This is a genomic window from Gordonia sp. McavH-238-E (assembly GCF_022348225.1).
In the GTDB taxonomy this organism is placed as follows: Bacteria; Actinomycetota; Actinomycetes; order Mycobacteriales; family Mycobacteriaceae; genus Gordonia; species Gordonia terrae.
Window position 1 is genome coordinate 139,691 of record NZ_JAKRFE010000006.1, and the last position, 13,072, is coordinate 152,762.

The following is a 13,072-nucleotide window of genomic DNA, read 5'->3' on the forward strand; positions in this document are numbered from 1 at the left end:
CGGGACCGGTGTCGGCCGTCAGGCCTGTGCGCGATACACATCGACGATGTCATCGGTCGTCGTGAGCCAGGCGTCGGGTTGGGCGGTGAGATATGCGAGCGCCTCATCGAGGTACCGGTGGCGGAACGGTTGGCCGATCACAAACGGGTGCAGGGCGATCGGCAGTACCCGGCCACTCGTCGCGGAGTCCGCGCGGAGCTGCTCGTAGCTGTCGATGATCATCTGCAGGAAGTCCGGCCCGGTGAGACCATGACCGAACAACAGTAGGTCGTTGAGTTCGACCGAGTAAGGGACGCTGTACATCTCGGGAACCGTCAACGGGGGTGGGCATCCACGACGGAGGAGTTGAGCAGGACACTCGGTCGGACACCGTGCCGGTCGAGACACTCGATGGTGCGCCAGATCCCGACGCGCGGGCCATAGTCGCGCCATCCGTGGTTCAGCGGATCCGGGGTCAGTTCGGTGGTACCCGGCCAGATGCTCGTCGACGGGCGGCCGAAGTAGAAGTGTTCGACGTTCAGACCGATGTAGACGGCGACCTTCTTGCCGTCGGGCCAACTGATCGGGTCGCGGTCGACGATGGGGCAGTACTCGTAAGGCGGCGCGGGAGTCGGGTTCGTCATGGCGCCGACCGTAAGACCTGACACGCATGTCAGGGTCAAGCGCGATCCGGCCGACGGTCCCCACCGGAACGGCGGGCCGCGCCTGGCCGGTTGCGTAAAACGGAGCCATGCGGATCGGGGAGCTGTCACGACGAACAGGGGTGAGCGAGCGGTCGCTGCGCTACTACGAGCAGCGTGGTCTGCTGGCTTCCAACCGATCGGCCGGAGGGCAACGTGAGTACACAGAGGCCGCGGTGGACCGTGTCTTCCACATCCAGGAGCTCTACGCCGCCGGACTCGGCAGCCAGACGATGTCAGCACTGCTGCCGTGCATGCGCGACTCCGACGGTGGTCCTTCCGATACTGCGACGCCCGAGTTGGTCGAACGCCTCGCCGCCGAACGGGCTCGTATCGACGACGCGATACGTGAGCTGCGAAACTCTCGGGCCGTGCTCGACGACGTCATCGACGCCGCTTCTCGGCCCCGACCGTGAACTCGGGTGGCCTCGGCCGCCGACAGGAGTGAGGATGGCGTCATGACTGTGCCGGTGGTTGATCTGTCCACGGCCGACGACGCGCCGGAGGAATTCGCGGTGGCACTGCGCGAGGCTGCGCACACCTCGGGCTTCTTCTATCTGGTCGGGCATGGCGTCGGCGTCGACCGTCAGGCGGAGGTTCTGTCGACGGCGCGTGAGTTCTTCGCTCTGCCCGACGCCGACAAGAACGAGATCAGTCAATTGCAGAGCGCGCAGTTTCGCGGCTATTCACGGCTCGGTGGCGAGCTGACAAACGGGCAGGTCGACTGGCGTGAGCAGATCGATATCGGCCCGGAGCGCGCCGTCATCGATGGAGCGCAGGGGTATTGGCATCTGCAGGGCCCCAATCTGTGGCCCACGTCGATCCCGAGATTCCGGGAGGTCTTCGACGACTGGAGTGCCGCTCTGTCGGCTGTGGGTCTTCGGCTGCTGCGTCACTGGGCGTCGTCGCTGGGGGCCGAACCGACGGTGTTCGACGATGCCTTCGCGCATCTGCCCGCGACCTTGATGAAGGTGGTGCGGTATCCCGGCACCGCGAACAGAAGCCAGGGGGTCGGCGCACACAAGGATTCGGGCGTGTTGACTCTCCTGCTGGTCGAGCCCGACTCGGCGGGCCTCCAGGTGGAGCTGACGCCTGGACAGTGGGTGGACGTGCCGCCGATGGATGGCGCATTCATCGTCAACATCGGGGAGCTGCTGGAGGTCGCCACCGGCGGTTACCTGCGGGCCACCCGGCATCGGGTCCAGGCCCCCGCGCCCGGCACCGATCGCGTGTCCATCCCCTTCTTTCTCAATCCGGCCCTGGACGCGGTGGTTCCGATCATCGACCTGCCGCCCGACCTCGCGCGCCGGTCGCGCGGCGTCGAGACCGATCCCGACAACCCCATCTTCGCCACCTACGGCGAGAACGCCTGGAAGTCGCGTACGCGTGCTCATCCCGACGTCGCGGAACTGCATCACGGCATCCCGGCTCCCCAGCGGGGCTCCTCGTAGGGAGCATGCGAAAATCCACTCTCCCGGCGTCCGGAACAGGTGCTTCCGGCCACCTTCCGACGCGCCGTACTCGCGCGTAGCGATTTGACTCGTAAGAATCACACCGTCGAACCACCCCGCGCGTCCCGGATCGCCACTGAGCTGGGTCGCCGCGCTGTACCGTACCTGCGGACCTTCAGCCGCACGACGACGACGTGAATGGAGTCGGTGTTGTTTTCTCGTATCGCCATCGTGAACCGAGGTGAAGCCGCGATGCGGCTCATCCACGCCGTTCGGGGCCTGTCGGAGGAGACCCGGCAACCCATCGAGGTCATCGCACTGCACACCGACGTGGATCGAAACGCCACGTTCGTGCGCGAGGCGGACGTCGCCTACGACCTCGGGCCCGCGGCATCGCGTCCCTACCTGAACATGAAGGTGCTCGAGCACGCTCTGCTCGAGACCGGTGCCGACGCGGCGTGGGTCGGCTGGGGCTTCGTGGCCGAGGACCCGCTGTTCGCCGAACTGTGCGACCGGATCGGCGTCACCTTCGTCGGGCCGTCGGCCGAGGCGATGCGCAAGCTCGGCGACAAGATCGGCGCCAAGCTGATCGCCGAAGAGGTGGGCGTCCCCGTGGCGGCGTGGAGCCGCGGCGGTGTGGACACCCTCGACGAGGCGGTGGCCGCGGCAGCCGAGATCGGCTACCCGTTGATGCTGAAGGCGACCGCGGGCGGTGGCGGCCGCGGCATCCGGAAGGTCACCAGCGACGCCGATCTCCGCGACGCCTACACCCGCACCCGCGAGGAGGCCGAGCGTGCCTTCGGCAGCGGCGTGGTGTTCCTGGAACGTCTCGTGACCGGCGCGCGTCACGTCGAGGTCCAGGTCATCGCCGACGGTCAGGGCACGGCCTGGGCGCTGGGCGTGCGTGACTGCTCGGTCCAGCGCCGCAACCAGAAGATCATCGAGGAATCGGCGTCGCCGGTCCTCCCCGCGGACCGGGTCGCCGAGCTCAAGGCCTCGGCGGAGCGGCTCGCCGTCGCCGTGGGTTACCGGGGCGCGGCCACCGTCGAGTTCCTCTACCACCCGGGCGAGAATCTCCTCGCGTTCCTCGAGGTCAACACCCGTTTGCAGGTGGAGCACCCGATCACCGAGGCGACCACCGGCTTCGACCTGGTGCGCGCGCAGCTGCACGTCGCCTCCGGCGGACGGCTCGAGGGTGCGGCGCCGAGCGAGCGCGGACACGCCATCGAAGCCCGCCTCAACGCCGAGGATCCCGACCGCGACTTCGCGCCGGCTCCGGGCCGCATCGACCTGCTGGAGCTGCCCGCGGGACCGGGTATCCGCGTCGACACCGGTGTGAGCGAGGGCGACACCATCCCCGCCGACTTCGACTCGATGATCGCCAAGATCATCGCCTACGGTCGCGATCGCGACGAGGCGCTCGGCCGTCTGCGCCGCGCGATCCGCGAGACCCGCGTCATCATCGCCGGCGGAGCGACGAACAAGAGCTTCGTGCTCGAGTTGTTGGATCAGCCGCAGGTGATCGACGGCAGCGCGGACACCGGCTGGATCGACCGCGTGCGCGCCGAGGGCGGCCTCGTCGCCAACCGGCACTCGGCCATCGCCCTCATCGCCGCCGCGATCGACGCCTACGAGGAAGAGGAACTCGTCGAACGGCAGCGCCTGATGTCGACGGCCTCCGGTGGCCGCCCGCAGGTGCAGCACGAGAGCGGGCGCCCGCTCGACCTCAAGCTGCGCGGCGTCGCCTACCGCGTGCGTGTCGCCGCCATCGGTGCTCATCGCTTCCGGGTCGTCATCGAGGCGCCGGGGGAGACCCGCACCGCCGACGTCGACCTGGAGCGTTTCGACGACCACGCCGCGCAGCTCGTGGTGAACCGGGTCCGCTACCGCCTGCTCACCGACACCCATGGACCGATCCACCTCGTCGACGTCGACGGGGTCACCCACCGCGTCAGTCGCGACGAGGGCGGTGTGGTGCGCTCGCCCGCACCCGCGCTCGTCGTCGCCACACCGATCCAGGCCGGCGACGAGGTCGAGGCCGGCGCTCCCATCCTGGTGCTCGAGAGCATGAAGATGGAGACCGTGCTGCGTGCCCCGGTGCGCTCGCGCGTCAAGGAGTGCGCCGTGTCGGTCGGCACGCAGGTCGAGACCGGCGCGACCCTGATGCGGCTGGAGCCGCTGGCCGATGAGGGGGACGAGGTCGAAGAGGAAGTCGGTGCGACCGTCGACCTCGAACTGCCGGAGGAGCCCCAGGTCGACCCGACCGAGCGGACCACCCGTAGCCAGGAGGACCTCCGCAGCCAGCTGCTCGGCTACGACGTGGACCCGAACCACCGGACACGACTGCTCGACGAATACCTGTCCGTCCGCCGCGCCGCCATCGACAGCGGACGTCGACCGCTGGCCGACGAACTCGAACTCGTGACGGTGTTCGCCGACCTCGCCGAGTTGAGCCAGAACCGGCCGTCGAGCCACGAGGTCGGCGTCGAGCACGTACACAGCGCACGGGAGAACTTCCACACCTACCTGCAGAGTCTCGACGTCGAACGCGACGGACTGCCCGCGGCGTTCCACGATCAGCTGGGTCGCGCACTCGGCCACTACGGCGTCACCGAACTCGAGCGCACCCCCGAGCTCGAAGCCGCCGTCTTCCGGATCTTCCTCGCGCTGCAGAACCCGAACGACTCCGCCTCGGTGATCAGCGCGTTGCTGCTCGAATGGCTCGACGAGCCGACCCCGCGAGACGAACTGCGCGAGGCGGTGGGCACCGCCCTCGACCGCCTCGTCGCCGCGACCCAGGTCCGCTTCCCGGCCGTCTCCGACCTCGCGCGCGGCGTCATCTACGCCTGGTACGGACAGCCGCTGCTGCTGCGCGACCGCGCACGCGTGTACAGCAACGTGCGCAAGCAGCTGAAGTATCTCGACGAGAATCCCGACGCCGCCGACCGTACGAGCCGCATCGACGACATGGTGCGCAGCACCGAACCGCTCGTCCGGCTGCTCGGCCAGCGCATCGAGCGGCACGCCGACAACACGGTCATGCTCGAGGTGCTGACCCGGCGCTACTACGGCAACCGTGGTCTCTCCGACATCCGGATTCGTGAGGCCGGCGGCGCGACCTTCGTGGTCGCCGAGCGCGACGCAGGCAACATCGCCTCGGCCGCAGTCGGTTTCGATGCACTGCCCGCAGCCATCGGCGGACTCGCCGAGCTCGCTCGCGAGACCGCGGCCGTCGACGCGGACATCTATCTCGCCTGGGAGCAGCAGCCCGACGACTTCGACGTCCTCGCCGGGACGCTGCACGACATCGTCGCCACGAGTTCGCTTCCGCCGCAGGTGCATCGCGTCACCATCACGGTCGCGGGCAGCGCCGACGCCCGGATGCACCACCACGTCACGTTCCGGCCGTCGGCCACCGGTATGGCCGAGGAACGTCTGATCCGCGGCCTGCACCCCTACATCGCACAGCGGATGCAGATGGAGCGTCTGCGCAAGTTCGACCTCACCCGCCTGCCCTCGTCGGACGACGAAGAGGTGTACCTCTTCCGTTGTGTCGCACGGGAGAACCCGTCCGACCGGCGACTCGTCGCCTTCGCCCAGGTGCGTGACCTGACCGCCTTGCGCGAGCAAGACGGCCGATTGCTGACGCTGCCGACCGCCGAAGCCGCGCTCGCGTCGTGCGTCGACTCGATCCGGCGTGCGCAGCGCGGCTCCACCAACCTGTCGAGCGCCAACCGGATCATCATGTACGTGTGGCCGCCGATCGACGTCGACGCCGACATCCTGGATCTGATCGCCGATCACATCAGCGGCACGACGCAGGGCGTCGGACTCGAAGAGGTCCAGCTCATCGCGCGCCGCCGCGACCGCGACACCGGTGAGTTGAGCAAGGTCTCGGTGCATTTCTCGGGCAACCCCACCGGCGGATTCGACGTCCGGGTCGTCGAGCCGAGCGACGAGCCCATCGAGCCGGTCGACGAATACCGGCAGAAGGTGCTGCGCGCGGCGAAGCGCAACACCGTCTACCCGTACGAATTGGCGGCCATCCTGGGCGATTTCACCGAGTACGACCTCGACGCCGAGCAGCGACTGGTGCAGGTCGACCGCCCCAAGGGTCGCAATTCGGCCGCGATCGTCGCCGGTGTGGTCACCACACCCACCGAGAAGTACCCGCGCGGCGTGACCCGTGTGGTCCTGCTCGGCGATCCGACGAAATCGCTGGGCGCGCTTGCGGAACCGGAGTGCAGTCGGCTGGTGGCGGCGCTCGACCTCGCCGAGCAGATGCAGGTTCCGCTCGAGTGGTACGCACTCTCGTCGGGCGCGCGGATCTCCATGGACTCCGGCACGGAGAACATGGACTGGATCGCCCGGGCGCTGAAGCGGATCGTCGAGTTCACGCAGGACGGCGGCGAGATCAACATCGTCGTGGCCGGCATCAACGTGGGCGGGCAGCCGTACTGGAACGCCGAGGCGACGATGCTCATGCACACCAAGGGCATCCTGGTGATGACCCCGGAGTCGGCGATGGTGCTCACCGGCAAGCAGTCGCTGGACTTCTCCGGAGGCGTGTCGGCCGAGGACAACTTCGGCATCGGCGGTTACGACCGCGTCATGGGCCCCAACGGCCAGGCGCAGTACTGGGCACCGAACCTCGGTGCGGCACGGGACCTCCTGATGGCTCACTACGAGCACACCTACGTGCTGCCGGGCGAGCAGACGCCGCGCCGCGCGATCACGAGCGACCCCGTCGACCGTGACATCTCCGACTACCCGCACGTTCTCGCGGGCAGCGATTTCACCACCGTCGGGCAGATCTTCTCGGCGGCGTCCAACCCGGATCGCAAGAAGCCGTTCGACATCCGCACCGTGATCCGCGCCGTCGCCGACCAGGATCACCCGGTGCTCGAGCGCTGGGCGGGCATGGCCGACGCGGAGACCGCGGTGGTCACTGATCTGCACATGGGTGGAATCCCGGTGTGTCTCTTGGGTATCGAGTCACGGGAGGTGCCACGCCGCGGTTACACACCGACCGACGGTCCGGACACCTACACCGCCGGCACGCTGTTCCCGCAATCGTCGAAGAAGGCGGCGCGCGCGATCAACGTGGCCAGCGGCAACCGACCACTCGTGGTGCTGGCGAACCTGTCCGGGTTCGACGGATCGCCGGAGTCGCTGCGCAAGCTGCAGCTGGAGTACGGCGCGGAGATCGGCCGGGCCATCGTGAACTTCGAGGGCCCCATCGTGTTCTGCGTGATCTCGCGCTACCACGGTGGCGCATTCGTGGTGTTCTCGAAGGCGTTGAACCCCAACATGACCGTGCTGGCGATCGACGGGTCGTTCGCCTCCGTGTTGGGTGGTGCGCCGGCGGCCGCGGTCGTCTTCGCCGGCGATGTGGCCAAGCGGGTGAGCGCCGACGCCCGGGTGCGCGAACTCGAGGCCGAGACGGCACAGGCCACCGGTCCGGACCGCTCGCGGCTCAACGCCGAACTGGCCGACCTCCGACAGTCGGTGCGCGCGGAGAAGATCAGTGAGATCGCCGCCGAGTTCGACTCGGTGCACAGCATCCGCCGTGCCGTCGAGGTCGGCTCGGTCGACGCGGTCATCCAGGCCGACGAGCTCCGGCCCCAGATCATCGGCGCGATCGAGAAGTCGCCGGCGTGGGGTCGGCAGGACTCGCAGGTGGCCAGCTCGTAGCTGTCTCTGCTCAGAGGCGCGGAGAGCCCCTCTGCTCCCTGAGGTGCGAGCGAAGCGAGCCTCGAAGGGCTTGGTGAGAATAGTCGCCAGGCCCTTCGAGGCTCGTCGCTTTCGCTCCTCGCACCTCAGGGGGCGGCGGGGCCGCGCTCGGCGATCTCCTTGATGGCGGCGAGGGTGGCCGGGATGCCCGCCAGCGCGGCGTCGCGACGCTGTTCGAGTTGCCGCGATGCGTCGTCGCCGAAGCGTTCGGCGAACAGGTCGAACCCCGCGGGCTGCACGGCCCACGACTCGGTCAGCGTCGTCCCGTCGCCGTCGGGCGTGATCGTGTACGACCACCGCACCGCGTTCTCGTTCACCATCCACGCGAACTCACGGGGTTCGTCGGCGGCGACGACCCGCGAACGGGTCTCCCACACACGTTCGGGGGTCTCGTTGCGGCCATGGAAATACGCACCGACCTCGGGACCGGTCGCCGGTTCCGCCCACCAGCACGCCTTGCAGATCGGGCTCCACTCACCGGTGCGACCGATGTCGGTCACCAGGTCCCACACCTGCTGGGGTGTGACGTCGATGTGGATGGACTCGGAGTGGGTGAATCGAGCATCACGGTCGGTGTCACTGATCGTCATGGGTCCCTTCCTGCGGTCGCGTACGGACCATCCTAGGGAGGGTGACGCTCAGAGCGCGGCGGACCGATACCGGGACGGGCTGACCCCGAAAGTCCGGCTGAACGCGCGGCTGAAGTGCGACGGATCGCGGAACCCGACCTGTGCGCAGATGTCGGCGACACAGAGATCGGTCTGCGCGAGAAGCGCGCGGGCCCGGTCGAGCCGTCGGGCGTACAGCCAGGCCCGCGGTGTCGTGCCGGTGGTGCTGAACAGCTTGTGGACGTATCGCATCGACATCCCGACCTCGGCGGCCACCAGCGCGATGGTGTGGTCGGGATCGTGTAGGTGATCGGCCATCGCGTTCTGGACCGCGCGTAGATCGGCGGCATGTATCCGGTCGGTCGCGGTGCGGTGTGAGATCTGCTCGGTCACCGCGCCGGCGACCATGTCCAACACCGCGCTCGCCACCGTGCCGGACGACGACACGGAGATTCCTTGGACCTGGGCCGCGACGTCGACGAGGAAGCTCGACACGAGTCGTCCGATACCGGAATCGACCGCGATGGCCCGGCCCGTCGCGTCGTCGATGACGTCGTACGTAGCCCGCGCGGCCAGTTGTCCACGAGGCGCACGCACAACGATCTGCTCGAACTCGGTGGCGCCGCTGACGACGAAAGGAGCTGTGGCGTCGATGATCCCGAAGGCGCCGTGTTGCAACAGTCCGGTGTGTTCGCCCTGCGAGATCGTGGCGGCGCCCTGGGTGATGAGGCACAACAGATAGTCGTCGGCCGGATCGGATTCGATCATCGCCGGCGTGCGGACGACGGTGTGCGGATCGGCGCGGACCACGCTCACCGAGAGGCTTCCGACGGGGCGCGCGACGATCTGAGCGGTGAACGGGCGACGGGCCTGGGGCCAGTCGATGTCCATCTCGCAGAAGGTGGCGTCGAGCGCCTCCGCCCACCGGACCCGACCCTCGGCGCTCGCGAGTTCGCGGGTGCTCAGTTCGACGGTTCCCGCTGTGCACGCGGAGTCATCCATCGGTGCATTCGCAGTCATTCTCTCCCCTCACCTCCACCCATAGTGTTCCAGATCACAAGACATTGCCACGGTGGCCGGCGACATGACCGAACGAACCGGCTCCCGACAACCGATATCCGGAACTACAACGGAGAGTCACCATGACCGCAGTCCAGCCCTCGCACGAGGTCACCCCGAAGTTCGTCGAAGAGATCACGATGGCCGAACTCGAGGCCGATCCGTATCCGTTCTACGAGCGGCTGCGGAAGGAGGCGCCGGTGGCGTTCGTGCCCTCCCTCGGGATGTACATCGTCTCGACCCGCGAGCTGTGCATGCAGATCGCGAAGGATTCGGACACCTGGCCGGCGGTGATCTCCCCGGCCGGCGGACGCACGTTCGGCCACGGTGCGCTGCTCAACTCGAACGGCCCCGAGCATCGCGATCTGCGCGACATGGTCGAGCCGCACCTGCAGCCGTCGGCCGTCGACGACTACATCGACGATCTGGTGCGTCCGTTCGCATGCGAACTGCTGGAGCGGATCGAGGACAACGGCTCGGCCGACATCGTCGCCGAGTACTGCGAACCGGTCAGTGTCCGTGCCCTCGGCGACCTGCTGGGCCTCGGAGATGTGAGCACGGACAAGCTGCGGGAGTGGTTCCACAAGCTCAGCGGCTCGTTCACCAACTCCGCGATGACGCCCGACGGCGAGTTCGCCAATCCCGACGGCTTCGTCCCCGGCGACGAGGCGAAGGCCGAGATCATCGCGCACGTCGACCCCAAGATCGACGAGTGGATCATCAACCCGGATCACAGCGCGATCTCGCACTGGCTCCACGACGGGATGCCGGAAGGCCAGACGCGCAGCCGCGACGTCATCTACCCCAACCTGTACGTGTTCCTTCTCGGGGCGATGCAGGAGCCGGGACATGCCATGGCGACCACGCTCGCCGGTCTGTTCAGCCGGCCGGAACAGCTGGAGCGGGTCGTCGACGATCCCGGCCTCATCCCCAGGGCGGTCGGTGAGGGCATGCGGTGGGTCGCGCCGATCTGGTCGGCGGCCGCGAAGATCGCCACCGACGAGGTCGTCGTCGGCGGTGTGACGATCCCGCAGAACTCCGTGGTGATGCTTTCCTACGGGTCGGCGAATCAGGACGAGAACGCCTACGACGCCCCGACCGCCTACGACCTCGACCGCGCCGTGATCCCGAACATGACCTTCGGTGGCGGCGTCCATGCCTGTGCCGGAACCTATTTCGCGAACAACGTGATCCGGATCGCGCTCGAGGAACTGCTGGAGACGATCCCGAACATCGAGCGAGACACCGACCACGAGGTCAACTTCTGGGGCTGGGGCTTCCGCGGTCCCAAGGAGCTCCACGTGAAGTGGGAGGTCTGAGCCGTGACCAGCACACATCGGGTTCGTATCCAGGGCTCGGACATCCCGTTCGAGGTCGCCGACGACCAGTCGGTTCTCGACGCGGTCCTGCGTGCCGGGGAGTGGCTCCCGCATTCCTGCACGCAGGGAACCTGCGGGACCTGCAAGGTGCGGGTACTCGACGGCCAGGTGGCGCACAATGATTCGCCCGAGTACACGCTGACGCCGGCCGAACGGTGTGCCGGACTGGCGCTGGGCTGTCTGGCCACGCCGTGCTCCGACCTGGTCGTCGAACCACTGGGCACCGCGTCGGACGATGGCGCACCACGGCATCCGCTGCGCGATTTCGACGGCACCGTCGTCGCCCTGGACGACATCGCCGCCGACACGCGGCGACTCGTCGTCGAACTGGACGAACCGATGTCTTTCAACGCCGGTCAGTACGCGGAACTGCAGATCCCCGGTACCGGTCTCGGACGCCAGTACTCGATGGCCAACCCGCCGTCGGAACCGAAGCGCCTGGAGTTCCACGTCAAGCGCACCGTCGGTGGAAGGGCAACGGACGGCTGGATCTTCAGCGCGCTCTCGGTGGGGGAGCGAGTGGAACTCCGTGGACCGCTGGGCCAGTTCCACCTCGTCCGCGAACAGAGCGAACCGGCCATCCTCATCGGTGGGGGCACCGGACTCGCCCCGCTCAAGTCGATCGCCCGTCATGTGCTCGATCACGGTCTGGTCCCCGAGCTGTACCTCTACCACGGTGGCCGACGCCGCGACGACCTCTACGACGTCGACTTCTTCCGCGACCTCGAGGCCGAGCACGGCAACTTCCACTACCGGCCCGTCCTGAGCGAGGAGCAATGGGATGGGTCGACCGGGATGGTCACCGACGCGGTCGTCGAGGACTTCCGGAGCTGTAAAGGGCTGAGCGCGTACCTGTGTGGCCCACCGGCCATGATCGAGGCCGGAGTCCGGGCCCTCAAACGTCGCCGGATGGCGCCCCGTCTCATCTTCCGCGAGGAATTCACCGTGGCCGCACCCGTGGCGACCACGGCAGCGTCGTGACATCCCGCTCGAACCCGAAAGGCAAGCCATGTACCGACTCACCGTGATCTACGGACACCCGCTCGACCCGGCCGCCTTCGACCGGCACTACGAGAACGAGCATGCCGAGCTGGTTCGCCGCATCCCCGGACTGCGGCGGTTCGCCGCAGGCAAATGCGAGTCCCTCGACGGCACCGAACCCGCCTCGTACAGTGTGGCCGAGCTGTACTTCGATTCGAAAGAGTCTCTTGGGCAGTCACTCGGCTCACCCGAGGGGCAAGCCGCGGCCGGCGATGTCGCGAACTTCGCCACCGGCGGTGCGACCCTGTTGTTCAGCGACGAGTCGACGGTGGGTCCCTGAGGTGGCCGCGCTGCAGACCGTCCAGAAGATCGGCCCGGTCCTGGATCTGTTCACCGTCGAACGTCCCGAGTGGGGTGTGTCGGAGGTCGCCGGCGAACTGGGCGTCCCCCGGTCGAGCGCGCACGCGCTGCTGGCCTCGCTGGTCGACATCGGCCTGCTGCAGTGTCGCGCCCGCGGCCGCTACCGCATCGGCTGGAGGGTCGTCGAGCTGAACCAGGCGTTGCAGGGCACGGTCGACGTCAAATCCTGCGCCGCGCCGGCTTTGCAGGCGCTGTCGGAGAAGTTCGGCGAGACAACCCATCTCGCGGTCATGGAACGCTACCGGGTGATATACGTCGACAAGGTGCTCGGCAATCACGTCATCAACGTGTCCGGCGCCCGGATCGGCGCCCAGCTCGACGCGCACTGCAGCGCGGTCGGCAAAGTGCTCCTCGCGCACTGCGATCCGGCTCAGCTGGCCCGCAACGTGACCGACAAGCAGCTCCGGCGGTACACGTCGTCGACCGTCACGGACCCGGACGAACTGGCGGCCGAACTGAAGGGTGTGCTGCGTCGGGGTTGCGCCTTCGACCTGGCCGAAGCCGTTCCCGACGTGCATTGCGTCGCGGCTCCGATCCGCGACGAGATGGGGGTCGTCGTGGCGGCGATGTCGATCACCGCGCCCGCGACGAGATTCATGCCGGCACAGCACGAATTCCGGCGTGCGGTGATCGCGGCCGCCGCCGACGCGTCCCGCGCGCTGAACACCTCGTCCGGCGACGTGTCCACGCCCATCCGTCTGCCCGAGCGCGAGGTCTCCGTCCTGCACGCGGTGGCGGGATGACCCCGCGGTCACCGTTCC

Annotated in this window: 9 protein-coding genes and 1 pseudogene; 7 read left to right on the top strand and 3 right to left on the bottom strand. The window is 68.0% G+C overall.

Annotation, left to right across the window (positions count from 1 at the left end; all coding sequences use genetic code 11):
• Positions 1–18: 18 nt before the first annotated feature.
• Positions 19–623: pseudogene (locus MHN80_RS10490) on the bottom strand (hypothetical protein).
• 107 nt (positions 624–730) lie between these two features.
• Between MHN80_RS10490 and MHN80_RS10495 the strand changes: the two are divergent.
• From MHN80_RS10495 to MHN80_RS10505, 3 genes are all read left to right on the top strand, one after another.
• The gene (locus MHN80_RS10495) at positions 731–1,096 is read left to right on the top strand and encodes a MerR family transcriptional regulator (RefSeq protein ID WP_004022323.1); all 366 of its coding nucleotides are present in this window, start codon (positions 731–733) and stop codon (positions 1,094–1,096) included.
• 42 nt (positions 1,097–1,138) lie between these two features.
• Positions 1,139–2,131 carry an isopenicillin N synthase family oxygenase gene (locus tag MHN80_RS10500; RefSeq protein WP_239401399.1) on the top strand — a complete coding sequence of 331 codons (993 nt, stop codon included), beginning with the start codon at positions 1,139–1,141 and terminating at the stop codon, positions 2,129–2,131.
• Between the two features lie 198 nt (positions 2,132–2,329).
• Positions 2,330–7,825 (top strand): carboxyl transferase domain-containing protein, encoded by a 5,496-nt coding sequence (locus tag MHN80_RS10505; protein WP_239401401.1) that lies wholly within the window; start codon positions 2,330–2,332, stop codon positions 7,823–7,825.
• Positions 7,826–7,950: 125 nt separating this feature from the next.
• On the opposite strand, the gene MHN80_RS10510 is transcribed toward MHN80_RS10505, so the two are convergent.
• Together MHN80_RS10510 and MHN80_RS10515 are read right to left on the bottom strand one after the other, a co-directional pair.
• Positions 7,951–8,454, bottom strand: a complete 504-nt coding sequence (locus MHN80_RS10510) for an SRPBCC family protein (RefSeq protein ID WP_239401403.1) — start codon at positions 8,452–8,454, stop codon at positions 7,951–7,953.
• A gap of 48 nt (positions 8,455–8,502) precedes the next feature.
• Positions 8,503–9,492: an AraC family transcriptional regulator gene (locus MHN80_RS10515; protein WP_239401405.1), complete on the bottom strand. Its 990-nt coding sequence runs from the start codon at positions 9,490–9,492 to the stop codon at positions 8,503–8,505.
• A 122-nt stretch (positions 9,493–9,614) separates the two neighbouring features.
• On the opposite strand from MHN80_RS10515, the gene MHN80_RS10520 reads away from it, so the two are divergent.
• The 4 genes from MHN80_RS10520 to MHN80_RS10535 are packed head-to-tail and all read left to right on the top strand — an operon-like array spanning position 9,615 to position 13,054.
• Positions 9,615–10,850, top strand: coding sequence for a cytochrome P450 (locus MHN80_RS10520; protein WP_239401406.1), 1,236 nt, complete (start codon positions 9,615–9,617; stop codon positions 10,848–10,850).
• Positions 10,851–10,853: 3 nt separating this feature from the next.
• Positions 10,854–11,891, top strand: coding sequence for an NADH:ubiquinone reductase (Na(+)-transporting) subunit F (locus tag MHN80_RS10525; RefSeq protein WP_374206333.1), 1,038 nt, complete (start codon positions 10,854–10,856; stop codon positions 11,889–11,891).
• A 28-nt stretch (positions 11,892–11,919) separates the two neighbouring features.
• Positions 11,920–12,231: an EthD family reductase gene (locus tag MHN80_RS10530; RefSeq protein WP_239401408.1), complete on the top strand. Its 312-nt coding sequence runs from the start codon at positions 11,920–11,922 to the stop codon at positions 12,229–12,231.
• 1 nt (position 12,232) lies between these two features.
• Entirely contained in the window at positions 12,233–13,054 is an 822-nt protein-coding gene (locus MHN80_RS10535; RefSeq protein WP_239401410.1) for an IclR family transcriptional regulator, read from the top strand.
• The last annotated feature ends 18 nt before the right edge of the window (positions 13,055–13,072 follow it).